The organism is Actinomyces sp. Z5, from assembly GCF_003287795.1.
Classification (GTDB): Bacteria; Actinomycetota; Actinomycetes; order Actinomycetales; family Actinomycetaceae; genus Actinomyces; species Actinomyces glycerinitolerans.
Window position 1 is genome coordinate 76354 of sequence record NZ_QMIN01000098.1, and the last position, 20307, is coordinate 96660.

The 20307-nt window shown below is 69.6% G+C and carries 18 protein-coding genes; 12 read left to right on the forward strand and 6 right to left on the reverse strand.

Features of this window, described 5'->3' with window-relative positions:
- On the forward strand, positions 1–219 hold a 219-nt coding region (locus DRB06_RS13270; protein ID WP_146750899.1), incomplete at its 5' end, for a type II toxin-antitoxin system RelE/ParE family toxin.
- A gap of 66 nt (positions 220–285) precedes the next feature.
- Positions 286–1629, forward strand: a complete 1344-nt coding sequence (locus DRB06_RS13275) for an ATP-grasp domain-containing protein (protein WP_220093031.1) — start codon at positions 286–288, stop codon at positions 1627–1629.
- 139 nt (positions 1630–1768) lie between these two features.
- On the opposite strand, the gene prfB is transcribed toward DRB06_RS13275, so the two are convergent.
- Complete coding sequence (gene prfB / locus DRB06_RS13280; RefSeq protein WP_073328622.1) at positions 1769–2890, reverse strand: peptide chain release factor 2; 1122 nt, start codon at positions 2888–2890, stop codon at positions 1769–1771.
- Between the two features lie 443 nt (positions 2891–3333).
- On the opposite strand from prfB, the gene DRB06_RS13285 reads away from it, so the two are divergent.
- The 5 genes from DRB06_RS13285 (at position 3334) to DRB06_RS13305 (ending at position 8052) form a co-directional block, all read left to right on the forward strand.
- Positions 3334–4530 carry a sensor histidine kinase gene (locus DRB06_RS13285; protein WP_111820203.1) on the forward strand — a complete coding sequence of 399 codons (1197 nt, stop codon included), beginning with the start codon at positions 3334–3336 and terminating at the stop codon, positions 4528–4530.
- Positions 4527–5324, forward strand: a complete 798-nt coding sequence (locus tag DRB06_RS13290; protein ID WP_111820204.1) for a response regulator transcription factor — start codon at positions 4527–4529, stop codon at positions 5322–5324. Before DRB06_RS13285 ends, DRB06_RS13290 begins: the two co-directional genes overlap by 4 nt.
- Before the next feature lie 107 nt (positions 5325–5431).
- The gene (locus DRB06_RS13295) at positions 5432–6244 is read left to right on the forward strand and encodes an ABC transporter ATP-binding protein (RefSeq protein ID WP_111820205.1); all 813 of its coding nucleotides are present in this window, start codon (positions 5432–5434) and stop codon (positions 6242–6244) included.
- The gene (locus DRB06_RS13300; RefSeq protein WP_111820206.1) at positions 6241–6891 is read left to right on the forward strand and encodes a hypothetical protein; all 651 of its coding nucleotides are present in this window, start codon (positions 6241–6243) and stop codon (positions 6889–6891) included. The genes DRB06_RS13295 and DRB06_RS13300 overlap by 4 nt, the downstream gene beginning before the upstream one ends.
- A 9-nt stretch (positions 6892–6900) precedes the next feature.
- A complete protein-coding gene (locus DRB06_RS13305; RefSeq protein ID WP_111820207.1) occupies positions 6901–8052 on the forward strand; it encodes a hypothetical protein in 1152 nt (383 codons plus the stop codon).
- Positions 8053–8552: 500 nt separating this feature from the next.
- On the opposite strand, the gene DRB06_RS13310 is transcribed toward DRB06_RS13305, so the two are convergent.
- Both DRB06_RS13310 and DRB06_RS13315 read right to left on the reverse strand, forming a co-directional pair.
- Positions 8553–9374 (reverse strand): hypothetical protein, encoded by an 822-nt coding sequence (locus DRB06_RS13310; protein WP_234415894.1) that lies wholly within the window; start codon positions 9372–9374, stop codon positions 8553–8555.
- On the reverse strand, positions 9371–10099 hold the full coding sequence (locus DRB06_RS13315; RefSeq protein WP_111820208.1) for a histidine phosphatase family protein: 729 nt from the start codon (positions 10097–10099) through the stop codon (positions 9371–9373). Before DRB06_RS13315 ends, DRB06_RS13310 begins: the two co-directional genes overlap by 4 nt.
- A 150-nt stretch (positions 10100–10249) precedes the next feature.
- Between DRB06_RS13315 and dapD the strand changes: the two genes are divergently transcribed.
- The 4 genes from dapD to DRB06_RS13335 all read left to right on the forward strand — a co-directional run bounded on the left by dapD (position 10250) and on the right by DRB06_RS13335 (position 14947).
- Positions 10250–11230: a 2,3,4,5-tetrahydropyridine-2,6-dicarboxylate N-succinyltransferase gene (gene dapD / locus DRB06_RS13320; RefSeq protein ID WP_111820209.1), complete on the forward strand. Its 981-nt coding sequence runs from the start codon at positions 10250–10252 to the stop codon at positions 11228–11230.
- A 209-nt stretch (positions 11231–11439) separates the two neighbouring features.
- Entirely contained in the window at positions 11440–12240 is an 801-nt protein-coding gene (locus tag DRB06_RS13325; protein ID WP_199912500.1) for a succinate dehydrogenase cytochrome b subunit, read from the forward strand.
- Complete coding sequence (locus DRB06_RS13330) at positions 12237–14195, forward strand: fumarate reductase/succinate dehydrogenase flavoprotein subunit (RefSeq protein ID WP_111820210.1); 1959 nt, start codon at positions 12237–12239, stop codon at positions 14193–14195. The genes DRB06_RS13325 and DRB06_RS13330 overlap by 4 nt, the downstream gene beginning before the upstream one ends.
- The gene (locus tag DRB06_RS13335; RefSeq protein ID WP_073328600.1) at positions 14192–14947 is read left to right on the forward strand and encodes a succinate dehydrogenase/fumarate reductase iron-sulfur subunit; all 756 of its coding nucleotides are present in this window, start codon (positions 14192–14194) and stop codon (positions 14945–14947) included. Before DRB06_RS13330 ends, DRB06_RS13335 begins: the two co-directional genes overlap by 4 nt.
- A 91-nt stretch (positions 14948–15038) precedes the next feature.
- Here the strand turns inward: DRB06_RS13335 and DRB06_RS13340 are convergent, their stop codons facing one another.
- Positions 15039–15905 (reverse strand): class I SAM-dependent methyltransferase, encoded by an 867-nt coding sequence (locus tag DRB06_RS13340; protein WP_108968205.1) that lies wholly within the window; start codon positions 15903–15905, stop codon positions 15039–15041.
- Positions 15906–16136: 231 nt separating this feature from the next.
- Between DRB06_RS13340 and DRB06_RS13345 the strand changes: the two genes are divergently transcribed.
- Complete coding sequence (locus tag DRB06_RS13345) at positions 16137–16907, forward strand: SDR family NAD(P)-dependent oxidoreductase (RefSeq protein WP_108969861.1); 771 nt, start codon at positions 16137–16139, stop codon at positions 16905–16907.
- Positions 16908–17062: 155 nt separating this feature from the next.
- Here DRB06_RS13345 and DRB06_RS13350 read toward each other — a convergent pair whose 3' ends face one another.
- Together DRB06_RS13350 and DRB06_RS13355 are read right to left on the reverse strand one after the other, a co-directional pair.
- Positions 17063–17839 (reverse strand): SDR family oxidoreductase, encoded by a 777-nt coding sequence (locus tag DRB06_RS13350; protein ID WP_073328597.1) that lies wholly within the window; start codon positions 17837–17839, stop codon positions 17063–17065.
- Positions 17840–18043: 204 nt separating this feature from the next.
- Positions 18044–19468, reverse strand: coding sequence for a DHA2 family efflux MFS transporter permease subunit (locus DRB06_RS13355; RefSeq protein ID WP_073328595.1), 1425 nt, complete (start codon positions 19466–19468; stop codon positions 18044–18046).
- Positions 19469–20307 lie beyond the last annotated feature (839 nt).

Here is a 20307-nt window from a genome sequence, read left to right on the forward strand (position 1 = left end):
CGCCGCATCGACAAGCGGGATCAGCGCCGGCTCCAGGGTGCGATCGCTCTGCTTGCCACCAACCCGCGCCCTCCCGGATGCCGCCCTCTCAAAGGCCGCCCCGCCTGGCGGGTACGAGTAGGCGACTTGGGTAAATTCAGCATCATCTACACGATCGACGACGGCCGACTCGTCGTCGTTGTGGTCACGCTCGGACACCGCCGCGACGTTTACCGCTGACCGGACCGAAGACCCCCGCAGGCGTCATGCCGCCGGCACAACCAAATAAGCTCATTGAGGTGACCGGTGTTCACTACGCACACGCCGGTTTTGAAAGAGAGGAATGGTCCCTTGCCAGACGACACATCCGCCTGGGCGGTGCTTGTCGGCGTCACCACCTCCGGGTCGCACGCGTCGGCGCACTGGTTTCAAGGCTTTCTGAAGTCCTGCCGGGAGCGGAAGCTGCGCATCTGCGGCGTGGATTTCCACGAGCCTTTGCAGCACCGGACCCCGCCCATCCCGGTGGATTGTTTAGTCACGGTGCCCGGCCCCTACGCGAGCGGACTCGACGCGGAGCAGACCACTGCGGCGGTGCAGGAGATTCGAGCGCGCTGCCCGGGCGAAGTGGTGCTGTCCACCGCACTCCGAGAGAACTATCAGCTGCAATACAGTCAGCTTGCCCGCGCGCTGGGGACCATGGCCAACGACGATGCCTGCATCAGGCTGATCCAGGACAAGCCTGCCTGCCGCGAGGCTCTGCGTCAGGCCGGTGTGCGTCAGCCGCAGAGTCTGCGGATCATAGGGGCCGCGGCGGACGGAACACCGCTGTTCGGCAATGCGGCCGGAGAGGGAGTGAAGACACCGCCTCCCGCCCCCGGCGGCTGGATCGTCAAGCCGGCTACCGGGATGGGCAGCGTAGGGGTCCACCACATCGCTTCGCTGGACGAGTTGCCCGATCTTGGTCCCGATGTCGTCGCAGGAGGTTACTGTCTGGAGGAGTTCGTGACAGGTACGGAGTTCTCTGTCGAGGGCCTCACCGTCGACGGGCAAGTCCGCGTTTACACGACGACCGCCAAGACGACCAACGAGAGCTTTGTCGAGACTGGCCATCTTCAGCCGGCCGGGCCCGACAGGATCCCGCCGTCATGTCACTTGCGGGAGCAGCTCCAGACGTGCATCGATGCGCTGGGGATTCGGTGCGGGCACCTGCACGTCGAGTTCTGGGTGACACCTGAGAAAGAAATCGTATGGGGTGAGTTCCACGTCCGGCAGGGCGGAGACTTCATCGCCCCCGACCTGGTGTCTGCGGTGTGCCCGGGGCTGGATTTTTACGGCGAGTTGATCGACTCCCTGCGCGGAGAGCCGCTGCCGCCGATACCGGAGATCGGTCGCCACGCAGGCGTGCGCTTCGTCGAGACCGCCGCCGGAACCGTCGTCGGCACCAGCCTCAGTAGAGAACTCCCGGCCGGGACCGACGTCTTTTGGGAATGCCGCCCCGGCGAGACGGTCCACGCCGTCAATGGGCTGCGCGCACGCCCGGCCGCGGTCCTGGCGTGCGCCGATGACGAGCCTGCGGTCGAGGCCAGGCTGGCCGACGCGATTGACGCCTGCGATATCCGGGTCGCCTCGTCCAAGCGAGGCGGAGCGTGACGTGCCGGGCGACAGCTGCACGGCCGGGGCATTCCCGACGCTGACGAGTTGGCGAGTGTGATACCGATCGACCGGCAGGCCGGTCTAGGCGAAGTACGGCCGGCTCACGCAGGCGATTGCGTCGCCAGCCAATTGCGGCTCAGTCGGCGGCCTGCTCCTGCTGCTTGCGCCAGCGGATGCCGGCGTCGATGAAGCCGTCGATGTCGCCGTCGAACACGGAGTCGGGGTTGCCGACCTCGTAGCCGGTGCGCAGGTCCTTGACCATCTGGTAGGGGTTGAGCACGTAGGAGCGCATCTGGTCGCCCCAGGAGGCCTTGACGTCGCCGGCAAGCTCCTTCTTCTTGGCGTCCTCCTCCTGCTGCTTGAGCAGCAGCAGGCGCGACTGGAGCACGCGCATGGCGGCGGCGCGGTTCTGGATTTGGGACTTCTCATCCTGCATGGACACCACCAGCCCGGTGGGCAGGTGCGTGATGCGCACGGCCGAGTCGGTGGTGTTCACGGACTGGCCGCCGGGCCCGGAGGAGCGGAACACGTCGATGCGGATATCCGTCTCGGGGATGTCGATGTGGTCGGTGGACTCGATCAGTGGGATGACTTCGACGGCGGCGAAGGAGGTCTGACGGCGCCCCTGGTTGTCGAAGGGGCTGATGCGCACCAGGCGGTGGGTGCCGCCCTCCACGCTGAGCGTGCCGTAGGCGTAGGGGGCGTGCACCTCGAAGGTGACGGACTTCAGCCCCGCCTCCTCGGCGTAGGAGGTGTTGAGGATCTTGATCGGGTATTCGTGACGCTCCGCCCAGCGGGTGTACATGCGCAGCAGCATTTCCGCGAAGTCGGCGGCATCAACGCCGCCCGCCCCGGAGCGGATGGTTACCACGGCGTCGCGCTGGTCGTACTCGCCGGACAGCAGGGTGCGGATCTCCAGGTCGGACAGGTCCTTGCGCACGCCGACCAGGTCGCGCTCGGCCTCGGCGAGCAGCTCCGCCGCATCATCACCGGACTCCTCCCCCGCCATCTCGACCATGGTCTCCAGGTCGTCGATGCGCCCGCCTAGTGCTTCCACCCGCTTGAGGTCGGCCTGTGCGTGCGCCAGAGCGGAGGTGACGGCCTGGGCGGCGTCGGCGTCGTCCCACAGGTTGGGGGCGGCGGCCTGCTCGGACAGCTCGGCGATGCGTCCGCGCAGCGCCTCCGGGTCCGTCACGGCGACGACGGAGGCGTAGGTGTGTCGGAGCTGCTCAATCTCGGCGGGAAAGTCTGTGGCCACGGGCCCGAGTGTAGAACAGACCCGGAGCCGGCCCCGACAGACGGGATACCGACGGCGACCGCAACGCCATCCTGAGCCGCTGCCCGTCCAGCAGGACCGCCGTCACCGGCTGCCCTCCGCAACCTACCCAACGGAGCCGCACTCGCAAGACCGGTTCCGGTTAGGGTGGATACGTGCATGCCGTTCCCTACATCCTCGCGCTGACGCTTGAGGAACACGGAGGGTTCTGCGCGTCCGTCATTCCCTCCGACAACTCCCCGGCATCGTGACTCCTCTCGCCGACACTGCTCGCGGCAGCTCCTCCGACGGCGACGCCCCCGGCCGCCGACGCTCCGGTCACCACCGCGACTCCAGTAGGACTCCCGGCCGCAACCGCCCTGGACTGGCGTCGGCACTGCCGTCTGATCGGACCCACCCGCTACCGGATTCCGCTCAGCGACGCGGTGCTCACGATTCTGTTGGCGGTCGTGGCGCTGGCCGACTGCACACTGTTGTACACCTGGGGCCCGCACCCGGCCTATGTGGCGAACGTGCTCGTAGCCCTGACGGTGACCGCGGCTCAGCCCTTCCGCCACCGCTCCCCCACGGTTTCGGGCGTGGTCGTCTACCTGGCGATGGTGGCCTACGTGGCGCTGCTGCGCATCACCCCGGTCAACCTCGGCCTCTCCCCGATCATCGTGGCGGTGCCGACGGCGCTGCATGCACTCACCCGCTGGGCCGCGGACCGGCGCTGGGGCGTGGCGGGGCTGCTGGCCGCACTGGTCGGGGCGGTGATCAACCCGCAGACGGTGTACGCGGTCAACCCCCATACCGCCGACATGTTCAACTATCCGCCCTTCGGGTTCGCCCTGGCCTGCGTGCTCGTAGTGACCGTCACCTACCTGTGGGCGCTCAGTCGACGTGCCGGCGCGGAGTCCATGGACCGTACCGTCGCCGCAGCATCCCGGCTGGCCGCCGCCCAAGCGGTGTCTGCGGAGCGCCTGGCCGTTGCGCGGGAGCTGCACGATCTGGTCGGCCACGGCCTGACCGTGGTCAAGGTGCAGGCGGATACCGGGCTCGCCCTGGGGACCCCCGAGGCCGCCCGTGATTCCCTTACTGCGGTGCGCGATGCCTCCGCGGCCGCGCTCGCCTCCACCCGCGAACTGGTGGCCCTGTTGCGCAGCTCAACGACTCAGGGGCCGCCGGCCCCGGTGGCGGACCTGACCGCGCTGCCGGAACTGGTGGCACAGGCGCGCGCCACCGGCGTGGAGGTCGAAGCCGCGCTGCCCACTGCGGCCGAACTCGCCGCCTGGAACGACTCCTGGACGGCGTTGCAGCGGCTGACATTGATTCGGGTGGTCACCGAGGGCCTGACCAATGCGGCCAGGCACGGCGACGGCACCGCCCGGATCACCATTGCCCGGCACGACGACAGCTGCCGGGTGCGTATAACCAACCCGTTGCCCGGCGGCGTATCCACTTTGGCCGCGGACGGGGATAACGGCCGCGAACATGGATATGGACTGACCGGTATGGCCGAGCGGCTGCGTCTGGTCGAGGGCCGGTTGGAGGCCGGCCCGAGCGAGGACGCCGGGGCGTACTTCCTGCTCGACGCCGTCTTCCCGGCTGACTTCCGCCACGACCCCGAGGAGCATCGATGAACCAGGACCGGCTGCGTATCGCCGTCGTCGACGATCAGCAACTCCTGGTCGCGGCCTTCCGTTCCCTGCTGGACGCCCAGGCGGACATGACCGTAGTGGCCACCGCTCATGACGGCCGGGCGGCGCTGGAGTCGCTGCGCCGCGCCAGGGGCCGTGGCGAGCCGGCAGACGTGGTGCTGATGGACATCCGCATGCCGGGACTGGACGGCATCGCCGCCACGCGGCGGCTGCTATCCGATACCGCCCTGAGCGGCCGCGACGGCGACAGCCCCACACGGGTACTCATGCTCACCACGTTCCAGGAGGAGGAGCTGGTGCTGGGAGCGCTGCGGGCCGGGGCCGTCGGCTTCCTGCTGAAGGACTCCGGCCCGACCGACCTACTGGCGGCCGTTCACGCCGTCGCCGCCGGACAGGCCTGGCTGGACCCGGTGATCACCCCCTACGTACTGCGCGCGCTGGAGGGAGAACCCGAGCAGGCCGCAGCCGGTCCGGCGGTGGCAGCGGTCGATTCGGCTGCCACGCCCGTCTCTTCCCCGGTCGACGCGGAGCCCGCCGAACGTCCCGGGGCCGAGGCCGGGCTCCTGCCCGGCGAGACGCTGACCGGCCGCGAGCGCGACGTGCTCGAGCTGGTCTGCCGGGGAATGACCAACCCGGAGATCGCCGCGCGCCTGTACATCGCCGAGTCGACCGTCAAGACCCATGTCAAGGCGCTGCTCGGACACACCGGCTGCCGCAACCGGGTGGAGCTGGTGATCCACGCGCTCAGGTCCGGGATGGTCGACCCAGGCCTGTAGACGGCAACCTCTCTCCCCCTTTCGGAGGAGGCCTTTACGCGGCCGGTGGCTGTGCTCGTGTCCCTTGTGGGGATCCGCCTGCAGGCGCCCGAGCGGATTCTGGCCTCATGACTACAGCACCATTGTCACCGCCCACGCAGTCTCCCGCTTCCACCGTCGACTTGTCCCGGCCGGCCGCGGACCTCACCGTCCCGCCCGGGCTGGCACTGCGTAATGTGGAGGTGAGCTACGGCAGGCAGAAAGTACTGATGGGGCTCAACCTGACCGCGCGCCCGGGGCGGGTCTACGGTTTGTTGGGGCTCAACGGCGCCGGCAAGTCCACCACCTTCAACACCGCGCTGGGGCTGTTGCGGCCCGACGCCGGCTCGATCGAGGTGCTGGGCAGGCCCTTGGCCCGCGAGAGTCTCAGCCACGTGGGGGCGAGCATAAACGGCCCGGCGCTCTACCCGCAGTTGTCCGCCCGCCGCAACCTGCACATCCACTGTCTGCTGACCGGCACCACCGTCGAGGTGATCGACCCGCTACTGAAACAGGTCGGCCTGGGGCGGGCCGGTCGCAAACGGGCCGGGAGCTTCTCCACCGGCATGAAAGTGCGCCTCGCCCTGGCGATGGCGCTGCTGGGCGACCCGGAGGTGCTGGTGCTGGACGAGCCGCAGAGCGGCCTGGACCCGCAGGGCATCATCTGGCTGCGCGACCTACTGCGTGAGCTGGCCGCGGGTGGACGCACCGTCATCGTGTCCAGCCATGTGCTCGGGGAGATGGCGCGCACCTGTGATGACGTCGGTGTGCTCGCGGGTGGGCGCATGGTCTATGAGGGGCCGCTGACCGAGTTCGCGGTGGCCGGCCAGGACCTGGAGGACGCCTTCCTCGCCGCCGTCACCGGGGCCGCGGACCGCCGTCGGCAGGAGGTGCGGCGATGAGCACTGCAACCTCAGTTCCCATCACCACCCGAGCGGATTCCCTGCCGGGTGCCCGTCCGCGACGCCTGCCGGGGCTCGGAGCCGTGCTGCGCGCCGAGCTGGGGCGCAGCCGCCGCACCGCTACCTGGGGCATTCCGGTGGCGGTTGTGGTCTTCTCCCTGCACGCCCTGCTGGTGGCGCATGCCGCCCTTACCGCCGACGGCTGGAACGACGGCGTGTTGCCGTGGCTGAACCCCTACCCCGCCGCCTTCGCCCTGCCCATGGGGGCGTTGACCGGTGCCATGGCCGCCTGGCGCGAACGGCGCCACCGGGCGGGAGGGACCGCCTGGCGGGGCGTATCCCCGGCGCTTTCGGCGACGGCGAGGGTGTCCGTGCTCACCGTCTCCGCACTGGTATCTCAGGCGCTCCTCCTGGCCCCGATCGTCATCGACGCACTCATTCGCGGCGCCGGCTGGGGGCCGTGGTCCCAGTACCTGTTGTTCGCCCTGGTGATGTGGGTGTCGGTCACGGGGGCGAGCGTGTGGGGGCTGGCGCTGGGCCAGTGGCTCGGCGGCATCGCCGTCGGGCTGGCCCCGGCGCTGGCGCTGGTGTGGTCGGCCGCGGGCGCGCTGCAGGCAGAGGCACCGTCCTGGTGGGCGCGGCCGTGAACCTGGGCGATGCGCCCGACCCTGCCGCTGCTGGAGGTGCATGCCAACGGCATCTCCCTGGAGGCGGGCTCACCGGTGTGGAACTATCCGGTGGCGCCGGGCGCGCTGGGCAGCGCCGGGTTGTGCCTGCTCGGCGTCGGCGCGGTGCTGCTGGGCGCTCGGCGGGCAACTAGTTCGTTTGCGGGCGCGCACCGGGCGGTGGGGGCTCTCGCCGTTCGGCGCCTTTTCATTCTTCGCCCACGTTTCTGGGCTCGGACACAGGCCGCCGAACCCGCCTCGACCGGTCGGGTGGATCCGATGCCCGCGCCGGTCTCTGCACCGGACGCCTCGAGCTCTGCGCCGTCCGGGCCCGTCGGACCGGCGCCCACCCCGGGCCATGCTGTTCCCGCCGGGACGACGGTCGTAGCCGGCCGAACGGCACACGCACCACAACACAGCCTGTCCCCTGCGGTTCTGGCCGGACTGACATCGCCGGGCTCGCGCAGTGCCTTCCGGGCGGTTGGCCTCGGCCTGCCCTGGCGGCTGTGGGCGGTGCTGACGGCCGTGCTGCTGGGGCTCCTGGTGCTGACGCAGGCGGTGTACTCCGCCGCTTACGCGCTGCCGCTGTTCACCCTGGCGGGCGCGCCGATTGCCGCCTGGGTGGCGGGGGCGACGGCGTGGCGGGCGCAGGCCGACGCCTGGCGGGGCCTGGTGCTGCGGGCCCGACCGGCTGCTCTGACGGCGTCGACGTTGACCTGGGCGATGGTGTTGCTGGCCGCGGCGCTGATCCCGGCGTGGGCCATCGCCCGCCTGGGGGCGCCGCTGTTCCCCACCGACTCCGAACTGGGCGGACTGGGCGCACCCGTGTACGTGTTCATGGTGATGCCCTTCGTGGCCTTCATGCTGGCGGCGCTCGCGCATGCGGTGGCGGAGGTGGCCGGTACGGCGGTGACGGTCGGCGTGGGCGTGGGCCTGTTCCTGATGGGCCTTATCATCGACGGCAACGAGGTGCTGGTGGCGACGCCGCTTTGGCAGCTGGCGCCATGGGGCTGGATTCAGGCGGCGGGCACCTACCCGGGGCGCTGGGCCGCGATCGCGGCGGCGAGCCTGGCGATCGGCGTGGCCGCCTTCGCCGTCAGCGCCGCTCGCGGCCGCGCCGTCGCCACCCGGCAGACCGAATAGCTCGACGGCTCCCGCCGAGGCCGGCGCCGCCACGGCTTCACCCGCGCGGGCGCGTCAGCCCAGGGCACGTGGCTGGTAGCGGGGCCAGTTGGAGGTGTCCACGGTGTAGCCCCACGCGGCGGCGTGCGCGAACCAGTCCGCCGGCAGCCAAGGAACCCGCCTGGACGGTCACCTCTGCGATGATTGACCTGCCTCCACGGCGCAACCCCGGAACGACTCAGCACAGCTCAGCCGGGGAGCGCACCGTAAGGAGGTGAGATTGGGCATGTCATCCAAGAAGCGGAAGCACCGCCGCAAGGCGCAGAAGCGGAAGGGGAAAGGGATGACGGGTGAGCAAAGGGCCCAGATTTGGCGGACCGTAGTCCAAACAACTCCGCCATTGATCTGGGCCCTGACAGCTCTTCTCAGTGTCTTAAGGCACTGAGCGACGCCCGGTTTCCCGGGGAGTCAGGCGGTTGCCGCCGCTCGGCTCCCTGTCATGATCCCACACCCAGCCTGGCTCAGTCCAGGGCACGTGGCTGGTAGCGGGGCCAGTTGGAGGTGTCCACGGTGTAGCCCCACGCGGCGGCGTGAGCGAACCAGTCGGCGGGCAGCCAGGTGCGGCCCACCAGCTGAGGGTGCCCGGGCATGTACCGGGTCGCCCACATGACCAGCACCAGCTCCGCCCACTGGCCGCGCAGCTTCCACCGCGCCGAGCCGGAGGCATTGGCCGCCGCCATCACCACCTCACCCACGCCGGTCAGCTGCACCTCCTGCACGTCGGCGAAGGCGATCGGCATGACGCCCTCACCCGTACCCAGGTAGATGCCGTGAGTGGACACCGTCAGCCGGGCGTAGGCCAGGTGCCGCCACTTCTCCACGGCGTCGGCCTCGGCGGCCCGCTTGCGCCGGGAATTCAGATAGGCCTGCCCGCCGAAGAAGGCGGCGGTCAGCGCCAACCCCACCGGCCCGCCGGCCAGGAAGAAGCCCCGGGAGGGGTTGTAGGTGGCGTCGCCACGCCGCCACACCAGCATCTCCGCATCGCAGGTGGCCAGCATGACCTCCTCACCGGAGAAGGCGGCGCGAATGGGGTCGACCATCGGGGAGACGGGGTTGGGGCGGCGTCCCGCCCGCAGTGCGGTAAGCACGCCGGCGGTGTTCCACCACACGAAGTCCTGCCCGGTCCAGGGCCGCTGCGGGGCCGGACGTGACGGGGCGGCGGGAACGACGTCGGCGGCCCGGGCGGGCACCAACTCGCCCGCGCCCGACCCATGCGCGGCCGCACGCGAGGAGTGATCGTCTTCGGGTCGGAACGACCCCGGTGGCATAGGGGTGCCGGTCATGCGTCCCGCGTGACGCGCTCGGCGTCGTCGGCGTTGGGCGTCTCGGCCTCGCCGGACCCGATGTTCTCGGCGGCGGCGGAGGTTCCCGGCACCATGTCCTCGGCGCGGCGCAGCAGGTCGCCGGCCGGCTCCCAGTAGGACAGCCCCACCAGGGTGCGCCCGTCGAAGGTGAGCGACGTCAGTGAGGCGAGCGCGCACTGGCGCCGCCGCGGGTCGTGGGCCAGCGGTCGCCCCTCCAGGTACAGACGCAACGCCCAAACGGGCAATTGATGGGACACCAGCAGGGCCTCACGCCCCTCGACCTGCGGGATCGCCGCGCGGACGGCGTCGCTCATGCGGGCCACCAGCTGCGTGTACGGCTCCCCCCAACTGGGGCGCAGCGGGTTTACGTAGTAGCGCCAGTTCTCGGGGCGCGCCAGAATCTTCCGGTCCCGGTTCACGGGCACGCCCTCGAAGTGGTTGTCGGCCTCGATCAGACGCGGGTCGCTGATTGGGGTCAGGCCGAAGGCGGCCGCGGTGGGGGCGCCGGATTCGCGCGCCCGCTCCAGCGGGGAGGTGATCACGGCGGCGATGTCGTGACCGGAGGCGGATAGGACGTCGGCTACCTGGTCGGCCATCTGCCGGCCGAGCTCGGAGAGGTGGTATCCCGGCAGGCGCCCGTAGAGCACGCCCTCGGGGTTGTGGACCTCGCCGTGCCGCATGAGGTGAATGGTGGTACGCGCCATGTCGCGATTCTTGCACGCCCCGATCGACGCTGGCGACGTCGGCCCGGCACACTCCGCCGACGGGCCCGCCACCACGGCCTACGCGCCCCGACGACGCCACCACCCAGTGCCAACCGTGCACCACCGCCCGGCGTCCCGTATGGTGCATCCATGACGACTCGCAGCGCATGGGGTCTCGGCCTGGCGACCGTGACCGACGACGGCAACACCCTGGATGTCTGGTATCCGCGGCCGGTCCTGGGCGAGGCGCCCGACGACGGCGACGCCGACCTGCTGGCCACGCTCAGTTCCATGGAGCGCCGCGACCCGGCCCGCGGCGTGCACACCACGGTGGTGCGCACCTCCGCCGACCTGGACGACGCCCCGCAGACGGTGGCCGGCGCCTACCTGCGCCTGCACATGCTCTCGCACCGGCTGGTGCGCCCGAACACGATCAATCTTGACGGCCTCTTCTCCCGCCTGCCCAACGTGGTGTGGACGTCGGCGGGCCCCTGCGCGGTGGAGAACTTCGAAGCCACGCGCATCCGCCTGCAAGCCTCCCTGGGGCGGCCCGCGCAGGTGCTGTCCGTGGACAAGTTCCCACGCATGACCGACTACGTGCTGCCCTCCGGGGTACGCATCGGTGACGCCGCGAACGTGCGTCTGGGCGCCTACCTGTCCGAAGGCACCACCGTGATGCACGGCGGCTTCGTCAACTACAACGCGGGCACGCTCGGACGCTCCATGGTGGAGGGCAACGTCGCCCAGGGCGTGGTCGTCGGCGACGGCTCCGACATCGGTGGCGGTGCCTCCACCATGGGCCTGCCCTCGGGCGGGGACGGACGCCGGGTGGCGCTGGGCGAGCGCTGCCTGTTGGGCGCCAACTCGGGCCTGGGGATTCCGCTCGGCAATGACTGCGTGGTTGAAGCCGGCCTGTTCGTCACCGCGGGCACCCGCGTGTCACTGATGCCGCAGGGCGGGGTGGTGCCCGGCTCGCACGGGCTGTTCAAGGAGCCGCGCGTGGTGGCGGCCAGTGCGCTGGCGGGCGCGTCGAATGTGCTGTTCCGCCGCAACTCCCAGTCCGGGGCGGTGGAGGCTCTGTCCCGCGGCGGCAAGGGCATCGAATTGGATCCGCAGACCGCCTCCCGGTAGGGACTCGCAGGCCTCGCCGTGAACCGGGGCCGGGCACCGCGGCGTTCACGCCCGTACCCCCTAAACGACCATTCTGCGATACGTCGCCGGTCGCCATACAAGACATACGCCCACCGGCGCCCAGCATTTTGTGACACGCGTTACGATAAGCGTGTACCTGAACACCCATGGGTGACGCCCGCAGGACATCGTCGTCGAGGGGAGCTCTGATGCCCGCACAAACCCGCTCCCACACCCCGGACGCCGGCACCGCTGCACCGGCTGGCGCATCACAGGCGCCCCCGCGCGGCGATCTGCCCACACCGCGTCCGCAACACCGGCACCGCGTGTCCTACACCGCGCTGAAGACGACCATGGCGATCACCGGCACCATCATGGCGCTGTTCGTGCTCGTCCACATGATCGGCAACCTCAAGGCATTCCAGGGCGCCGAGTCCTACAACAACTACGCCGCCTGGCTGCGGGAGATCGGCTACCCGCTCGTCCCCCACGAGGGCGTGCTGTGGATTCTGCGGCTGGTGCTGGGCACCTGCCTGATCCTGCACGTGACGGGAGGCATCACCCTTTGGTGGCGGGGCCGGAAGGCCCGCGGCTCCTTCCGCAGGCAGAACATGCGCCCGCGCACGCTCGGAGCCCGCAGCATGATCATCACCGGCGGCCTGATGCTGGTGTTTATCGCGGTGCACCTGCTCGACCTGACCATCGGCCGCCTGGTGGCCTCCAGTAGCTATACGGCCGCCACCCACTCCAACGGGCAAATGACCGCCTATGCGTACGAGAACCTGATCGCCAGCCTGTCGCGCCCGCCCATGGCGATCTTCTACAGCCTGATCATGCTGCTCATCGGCGTGCACCTGGCGCAGGGACTGTGGTCGGTCGTCAACGATCTTGGCGGCACCGGCACCCGGCTGCGCCGCGTCTGCCTGGTAATCGCCATCGCCGTCGCCCTGGCCATCGCCATCTGCAACGGCATGCTGCCCCTGCTGGTGCTGAGCGGAGTGATCGCATGAGCCCTGTACCACCCCCGGTCGACAACCTCTACGACGTCGGCCCCGATCTGGACCCGCACCTGCCCGACTGCCCGCCCGAGCAGGCCTGGACGCGCCGGCGCGACGAGTACCGGCTGGTCAATCCCGCCAACCGACGGCGTCTGACCGTGATCGTCGTCGGCACGGGCCTGGCCGGCAGCGGGGCCGCCGCCACCCTGGGCCGCCTGGGCTACCGGGTGGAGTGCTTCAGCCTGCACGACCTGCCCCGGCGGGCCCACTCCGTGGCCGCGCAGGGCGGGATCAACGCCGCCCGCGCCCGCAAGGTCGACGGCGACTCCCTGAACCGGTTCGTGAAGGACTCCGTCAAGGGCGGCGACTACCGCGGCCGCGAGGCCGACGTGGTGCGCCTGGGGATGGAGTCGGTGCGGGTAATCGACCACATGTACGCCATCGGCGCCCCCTTCGCCCGCGAGTACGGCGGCCAGCTGGCCACCCGTTCCTTCGGCGGCGTGCAGGTGTCCCGCACCTACTACACGCGCGGGCAGACCGGCCAGCAGTTGGAGGTTGCCTGCGCCCAGGCGCTCCAGGAGCAGATCGCCGCCGGAAGCGTGCACATGCACGCCCGCACCGAGATGCTGGATCTGATCGTCGCCGACGGCCGCGCCCAGGGAATCGTCACCCGCGACCTGCTCACCGGCCAGATCCGGGCCTGGACGGCGCACGCCGTCGTGCTGGCAACCGGCGGCTACGGCTCCGTCTTCCACTACTCCACTCTGGCGATGGCCTCCAACGCCTCGGCCACCTGGCGGGCCCACCGCCGCGGCGCGGCCTTCGCCTCCGCCTGCATGGTGCAGTTCCACCCCACCGCCTTGCCGGTCAGTTCGCACTGGCAGTCCAAGACCACGCTGATGAGCGAGTCCCTGCGCAACGACGGGCGGATCTGGGTGCCCAAGCGGCCCGGGGACGACCGCCCCCCGAACGACATCCCCGAGGACGAGCGCGATTACTACCTGGAGCGCAAGTATCCGGCCTTCGGCAACCTCACCCCGCGCGACGTCGCCTCCCGCAACGCCCGCGAGCAGATCGAGTCCGGGCACGGCGTCGGCCCGCTGCACAACTCCGTGTACCTGGACTTCCGCGACGCCCTACAGCGCCTGGGCAAGCCGGTGATCGCCGCCCGCTACGGCAACCTGTTCGACATGTACCTGGACGCCACCGGCGAGGACCCCTACGAGGTGCCCATGCGCATCGCCCCGGGCGCCCACTTCACCATGGGCGGCCTGTGGGTGGACTTCGACCAGATGTCCACCGTCCCGGGCCTGTTCGTGGGCGGGGAGGCGTCCAACAACTACCACGGCGCCAATCGGCTGGGTGCCAACTCCCTGCTGAGCGCCTCCGTGGACGGCTGGTTCACGCTGCCGCTGTCGGTGCCGAACTACCTGGCCGGGCTGGTGGGCACCGGCGTGCTCGCCGCCGATGCCCCGGAGGTGACCGCCACCCTCGCCGATGCCCGCACCCGGGTGGAGCGGCTGCTGGCGGTGGGCGGCACGCACCGACCCGTCTGGTTCCACCGGCGCCTGGGCGAGATCCTGTATGCCGACTGCGGCGTGAGCCGCTCGGAGGCGGGACTGCGCCACGGGCTGGAGCAGGTGCGGGCACTGCGCGAGGAGTTCTGGGCGGATGTGAAGATCGTCGGCGGCGCAGAGCGGCTCAATCAGGAGCTGGAGAAGGCGCTGCGGGTGGCCGACTTCCTGGAGCTGGCCGAGGTGATGATCCTGGACGCACTGGATCGACGCGAGTCCGCCGGGGCGCACTTCCGGGAGGAGTACGCCACCGCCGAGGGCGAGGCCAAGCGCGACGACGCCGACTGGTGCACCGTGTCCGCCTGGCTGACCGACGCCTCCGGTCGGCACACGCGCCGCAGCGAGCCGCTGACCTTCTCGCTGGTACCGATGCAGGTGAGGGATTACCGATGAGAGTGGAACTGGAGATCTGGCGGCAGGACGGGCCACGCGCCCGCGGCCGCTTCGAGTCCTACACCGTGGACGACGCCGAGCCGGAGATGAGCCTGCTCGAGCTGCTGGACCGCCTCAACGACCAGATCATTGAGGGCGGCGGCGAACCGGTCGTGTTCGAGTCCGACTGCCGCGAGGGCGTATGCGGAATGTGCGGCTTCCTCGTCAACGGCAAGCCGCACGGACCGCAGGACAACACCCCCGCCTGCCGCCAGCACCTGCGGGCCTTCCCCGGAGTGACGCGCTTCCGCCTGGAGCCCTGGCGCTCGGCGGCCTTCCCGGTCATCCGCGACCTGGTGGTGGACCGCACCGCCCTGGACGAATTGATCCGCGCCGGTGGAACGGTGGACGTGGCCGCGGGCACGGCGCCCGACGCCGACTCCGTGCCGCAGCCCTATCAGCAGGCCGAGCAGGCGCTCGACTTCGCCGCCTGCATCGGCTGTGGTGCGTGCGTGGCCGCCTGCCCCAACGGTGCGGCCATGTTGTTCGCCGGGGCGAAGCTGGCGCATCTGTCGCTCATGCCGCAAGGGCGCCACGAGCGCTCCCGGCGGGCCCGGCGCATGACGCAGGCGGTGGGCGAGCTGTTCGGCCCCTGCTCGCTGTACGGGGAGTGCGTGCCGGCCTGCCCGGCGGGCATCCCGCTGACGGCTATCGCAGCCCTGAACCGGGAGGCGCTGCGGGCCGGCCTGCGCGGGCACAGCCGCGACAACTGAGACCGCCGGGCTGACACATCCCCTCTTGGCCGGTCTGCCGACCGCCCAAGTCTTGTTCGGCAGACCGTTGCAGGCGCCGCCGTCGTCGGCTTTACGCGGGCTTATGGGCAACCAGGGCGATGCCCACCATGTCCTGCTCGTACCGCTTGAAGGTGCGGCGCATCGTTAGCATGCGCTGCCGTAGCTCCCGGTCGGCGATGACGTTGCGGGCGATGCGCGCAAAACCGCCCAGGCCCTCGTCGCGCAGGTTGCGGCCGAGCTTCATCAGCGCCATGGGGGCGGTGTCCACCCAGTCGACCACGAGGCCGGCCTCCTGTAGCAGCTGCCGCCAGGCGGCCGCCGTCATGGGGCGGGCGTTGACGTGGATGGCGCGCGCCAGGTCCTTGCGCAGCTCGGTGTAGCGGGCCTCATCGATGTCGTCCGGAACCACGCCCAACTCGTGGATGGCGTAGCGACCTCCGGGACGCAGCACCCGGGCCGCCTCCGCGGCGATTGTCGCCTTGGCCTTGTCGCCCTGCATGGTCAGCATGGCCTCGCCGATCACCACGTCGGCACTGGCATCGGGCAGGCCGGTATTGGCGGCCTCGCCCCGGCGGACACGTCCGCGATCGCCGACCACCGCGGCCACCCTGCGGGCGGCGTCGGGGTCCCGGTCGATGGCGATGTAGGACGCCGGGTCGGCGGCGATGACCTCGGCGGCGGTGCGGCCCAGCCCTGGGGCGAGTTCGACGACGTCGGCGCCGACCAGGTGGGCGTGCTCGAGCATGGCGGCGGACAGGGCGGCGCCACCTGGACGCAGGACGCGTTTGCCCGCGCGGGCGAGCACCCAGTGGCCGGGTGCGGTCGCGACGGGGCGGTCGGCGTAGGGCAGGGGCGGTTCGGGGGAACCCGGCCCAGCGGTCACGGGTTCGGTGGCGTCAGAAGCAGTGGTCTCGGCGGCAGTTCCCTCATCGGTCATGCGAGCTAGTTTAGCCTCGCCTCACATCTAAGTTACGGGCTGGCACAACACACTCCGAAAGTATCCGCCGAGGCAAGCCCGACTCGTCCACCACTCCCCCGCTGGGGAGCACTCTCAGGACCACGCTGCCCCACGCCGCACCACCTAGCATGAAGGCGCATGCCGGCATTCGGCGCATCAGCCGGCGAAAACGACCGCCGCCACACCCGGCTCGAAGGAGACCATCCGATCATGGAAGCACAGATGCTCAAGGGCCAGGTCGCCCTAATAACTGGAGCCAGTTACGGGATGGGCCGCACGATGGCCGAGTTGTTCGCCGAGGAGGGGGCCGCCGTCGCGGTCACCGCCCGCCATGCCGAGCAGCTCGATGAGGTCGTCCAGGCCATCCGTGCCAAGGGCGGACGGGCAATCGGCGTCGTCGCCGATGTCACCAGCCTGGAGGACACCGAGCGGGTCTTCGCCCGCGTGCTGGAAGAGTTCGGAGACCTGGATATCCTGATAAACAACGCCGGCATCGGTGAGCAGAAGACGATTGATGACACCGACGACGACTGGATGCTCTACGTCATGAACACCAACCTCGCCGGCCCCATGCGCTACATCCGCGAGGCGCTGAAGATCTTCAGGCCAAAGAACGCGGGCTGCATCATCAACATCTCCTCGGTCAACGGGGAGCGTCCCTTCTGCGGCGCCGCCTACACCTCCACCAAGGGCGGGCTGAACACGCTGACGAAGAACGTGGCGATGCTGCTCAACGACACGGATATTCGTTGCAACGCCGTCGCGCCCGGTTCCACCGTCACTCCGGCGCACCTGGCCAACAAGGCCGGCGAGCAGCCTGGGGGACAGAAGATGCTGGAGCATTCCCAGCACTACGTCTACTTCCCCGGGCCGGAGTGCGACCCCATGGACCAGGCCTACGCCTGCCTGTATCTGGCCTCGAAGATGGGACGGGCCGTGCGCGGCCAGGTGATCCAGGTGTGCAACGGCGCCTTCCTCTGACCTTTCAGTGGCCGACTGTCAAAATCGGTGACAAACACCGGAACCATCCGCTCGAGCCGATTCAGAAACCGCGTGATTCCAACGATTCGCAAAACGCGATTCGAGGCCCGGGGCGCGTTTGTCTCCATCTGTGACAATGCGCTGCCGCCCGGCTGTCAAATGGCGGTGTAACCGCCGTCCACGGGGATGGCCGTGCCGGTGACGTAGGCGGAGGCGGGCGAGGCCAGGAACAGGGTCGCGGTGTCGAGCTCACCCTCCGCGCCGTAGCGGCCAAGCGGGATCGTGCGCTTGGCGTGCTCCTGGAAGAACTCGGATTCGAGCGTATCGGCGGTCAGCTCGGTGTAGAAGTAGCCGGGGCAGATCGCGTTGACGGTGATGCCGTACTTGCCCCACTCGGCCGCCAGCGCCCGGGTCAGGTTGACCATCCCGCCCTTCGCGGCGTGGTAGGGGGCGGACCCGGCCACCATATTGCCCACCAACCCGTACATGGAGGAGATGTTGATGATGCGCCCGTAGCTGGAGGGGATCATGGCCTTGTTGGCGGCGGCGCGGGCCACGCGGAAGGAGCCGAGCAGGTCGATGTCGACCTCGCTGACGAACTGCTCGTCGGTGATGGTCTCCGCCGGGCCAACTGCACCGGTGCCCGCGTTGTTCACCACGATGTCGAGCCGCCCGAACTTCTCCAGTACCGCATCCACAACCGCCTCGACGTTGGCCGTGTCCGTGATGTCGCAGCGCAGGGCCAGGGTAGGTACCCCGTATTCCTCCGCGATCTCGGCGGCGACCGCCTCGATGCGGGGCACGCGGCGGGCGACGGCGACGATGCCGGCGCCGGCGGACGCCAGCGCCTTGGCCATCTGCACGCCCAGGCCGGAGGAGCAGCCGGTGACGAGGGCGACTTGCCCGGTCAGGTCGAAGTAGTTGCGGTCCATGTGTCCAAGAGGCCTTTCTATCGGGAGTTGCCGAGTGGCGGGGAGGTTCGGAGGGACGGTGAACGATCTAGGCGGCGCCGGGCTCGATCGACAACGACCGCTCCGGACGCGACGCGAGCCTATGTGCCCAGGTCGCCCTCCGGGAAGGATTGTCGTAATAATCCGCCCGGTAATCGCCCGCCGATATCACGCCGGCGCCCGGGGCTACCGGACGGCATCGGCGAGGGGCCGGTTTTGGCGCCCGGTGGCGACGACGGCGAGCAGTGCGGCGACAAGCATGACGCCCAGCAGGGTCCAGAAGACGATACGGGTGCCGGCGGTGGTAGCCGCGGCGACGTCGTCGGGGCGGGCGACCTGGGCGGTGGCGACGATCGTGGCCGCCACGGCGGTGCCGATCGCGCCGCCGAGCTGCTGAATGGTGTTGAAAGCGGCGTTGCCGTCGGGCTGAAGGTCGTCAGGGAGCGTGCGCAGCCCGTTGGTCATGGAGTTGGAGACGGACAGGCCCTGGCAGATGGGCATGAGGACATAGATCCAGGCCATGCGCGTGGCCGAGCCAGAGGTGCCGATCAGAGCGAAGAGAACCAGCGTCGCCACGCCGAAGGCAGCGCCGGTGCGGATCGGGCGAGCGGGGCCGAGGGCGTCGAGCACACGCCCTCCGAACGGTGTCAGGCAGGCACCCACGATGCAGCCGGGTAACAGCAGGCAGCCGGCCGCGAAGGCACCCATGGCGTCGGCGACTTGCGCGTAGTAGGGGATCAGATAGCCCAGGGCGAGCACGGTCGCCTGGACGAGCACCACGTACAGGATCGAGAGGGTGAACACGGGGCGGCGGAAGACCCCGACGCGCAGCAACGGGGCCTGCGAGCGCGCCGATACCAGGCAGAACGCCGCTACGAGGACGACGGCGAGTACCAGCAGCCCCAGCACGCGCGGGCTGGCGAACCCGGCGGTGGAGGCGGAGCTGGTGGCGATCACCAGGGCCGTGAAACCGGTGGCCAGGAGCAGGAACTGAACCGGCGAGAAGGGCGCGGGCGCCGTCGGATGGGACTGTCGGATCGTGGCCACGCCCAGGAGGAGTGAGACCAGTAGGAAGGGGACGAGCACCCAGAACACCGAGCGCCAACCGTAGGCTCCGATGAGGAAGCCTCCCAGCGATGGCCCCACCGCCGGAGCGATCGCGGTGATTAGTGTGGCGATGCCCATCATCATGCCGAGCCGCTCCAGGGGCGCCTGTTCCAGGACCAGGTTGAACATAAGTGGCAGGGCGATGCCCGCGCCGACGCCCTGAATGAGGCGGCCGAGGACGAGCGGGGCGAAGCCGGGAGCGAGTGCGCACAGCAGGGTGCCAGCCAGGAACGCCAGTCCTGCGGCCACAAACAGGCCGCGGGTGCGGAAGCGACGGTTCAGCAGGGAGGAGATCGGCATGATCACGGCGAGCACCAGCAAGTAGCCGGTGGTGATCCACTGGACGGTGGAGGTGGCGATCCCGAACTCCGCCATGAGGGCCGGAAAGGCGATGTTCATGGCGGTCTCCACCACCACACCGGCGAAGGACATGACGCCGATGGCGACCACGGCGATGACGAGGCGGGCGTCCAGACGCCGCTCGAATACGTTCGAAGCTGTCATGACTCTCCGGGACTATACGCCGGGCCCACGCGTCTCCGTCCGTCGAGGTCAGTAGCGGTGAATGCCGCAGCTCTCCTTGATGCGCCGTATCCGCGGCGGGAGCTGGTCCAGCGGCATGTTTCGCGGGGCGTCGCAGGATCCCGCCGCCGCGGCAACCTCGTAAAACCAACATTTGTCCTATCTTCCGCGGAATACTGCCGTGTTCGGCGTGTCGCACCACAAACCTGGGCCATATCTGGGCCGAACGATCCCGAAACACACCTGGAACACCCCTCCCACGCAAGACTTGAGTCACCCAGACTCAACCCTGACCTGGCGGTTGAAGGAGTGTCCCAGCACTGTCCCCTGTGTTGTCCCCCGAGACGTCCCCGACGTGTCCCCATACTGTCCCCACGCTGTCCCCGACGGGTCCCCCGGGACGTCATCGTGGTGTCCCCGGGACAGGAGTGGGGACGGGGTGCGTTCGGACTACTTACCGGCGGGTTGGTTTTGGTTGGGGTGATGGGGTGAAGTATTGACCGTTCGGTTGAATGGTCGCAGGATTTGCGTTTCGATCCGGTCAAGGCCTGCGAATGCTCGGTGGGGACCTCCTGGGGGTTGTGGGCGGCCTGGAATGCGTGGTGTGCGTCCTTGTTGGGGTGGGGTGGTGTTGGGCTGCTGGTGGGGCGTTTGGCGTGCCCTGGGGCGGTGTTCGGTGGTGTGGCCGGGGGGTGCAGGTTGGGAATCGGTGTGCCTGCTGGACAATTACTGGGCGGTCGATGAATGTATGTGGAATGTCTGCTGTACTGTGAGACTGCTGGGCGGTTCCAGTGAGCTTACTGGTTGCGGTGGCCGGGTCG

Excerpts from the sequence above, each read along its gene's own strand:
- DRB06_RS13290 (WP_111820204.1), top strand. The coding sequence starts at position 4,527 with ATGAACCAGGACCGGCTGCGTATCGCCGTCGTCGACGATCAGCAACTC.
- DRB06_RS13295 (WP_111820205.1), top strand. The coding sequence starts at position 5,432 with ATGACTACAGCACCATTGTCACCGCCCACGCAGTCTCCCGCTTCCACC.
- DRB06_RS13300 (WP_111820206.1), top strand. The coding sequence starts at position 6,241 with ATGAGCACTGCAACCTCAGTTCCCATCACCACCCGAGCGGATTCCCTG.
- DRB06_RS13305 (WP_111820207.1), top strand. The coding sequence starts at position 6,901 with ATGCGCCCGACCCTGCCGCTGCTGGAGGTGCATGCCAACGGCATCTCC.
- DRB06_RS13310 (WP_234415894.1), bottom strand. The coding sequence starts at position 9,374 with ATGACCGGCACCCCTATGCCACCGGGGTCGTTCCGACCCGAAGACGAT.
- DRB06_RS13315 (WP_111820208.1), bottom strand. The coding sequence starts at position 10,099 with ATGGCGCGTACCACCATTCACCTCATGCGGCACGGCGAGGTCCACAAC.
- dapD (WP_111820209.1), top strand. The coding sequence starts at position 10,250 with ATGACGACTCGCAGCGCATGGGGTCTCGGCCTGGCGACCGTGACCGAC.
- DRB06_RS13325 (WP_199912500.1), top strand. The coding sequence starts at position 11,440 with ATGCCCGCACAAACCCGCTCCCACACCCCGGACGCCGGCACCGCTGCA.
- DRB06_RS13330 (WP_111820210.1), top strand. The coding sequence starts at position 12,237 with ATGAGCCCTGTACCACCCCCGGTCGACAACCTCTACGACGTCGGCCCC.
- DRB06_RS13335 (WP_073328600.1), top strand. The coding sequence starts at position 14,192 with ATGAGAGTGGAACTGGAGATCTGGCGGCAGGACGGGCCACGCGCCCGC.
- DRB06_RS13340 (WP_108968205.1), bottom strand. The coding sequence starts at position 15,905 with ATGACCGATGAGGGAACTGCCGCCGAGACCACTGCTTCTGACGCCACC.
- DRB06_RS13345 (WP_108969861.1), top strand. The coding sequence starts at position 16,137 with ATGGAAGCACAGATGCTCAAGGGCCAGGTCGCCCTAATAACTGGAGCC.
- DRB06_RS13350 (WP_073328597.1), bottom strand. The coding sequence starts at position 17,839 with ATGGACCGCAACTACTTCGACCTGACCGGGCAAGTCGCCCTCGTCACC.
- DRB06_RS13355 (WP_073328595.1), bottom strand. The coding sequence starts at position 19,468 with ATGACAGCTTCGAACGTATTCGAGCGGCGTCTGGACGCCCGCCTCGTC.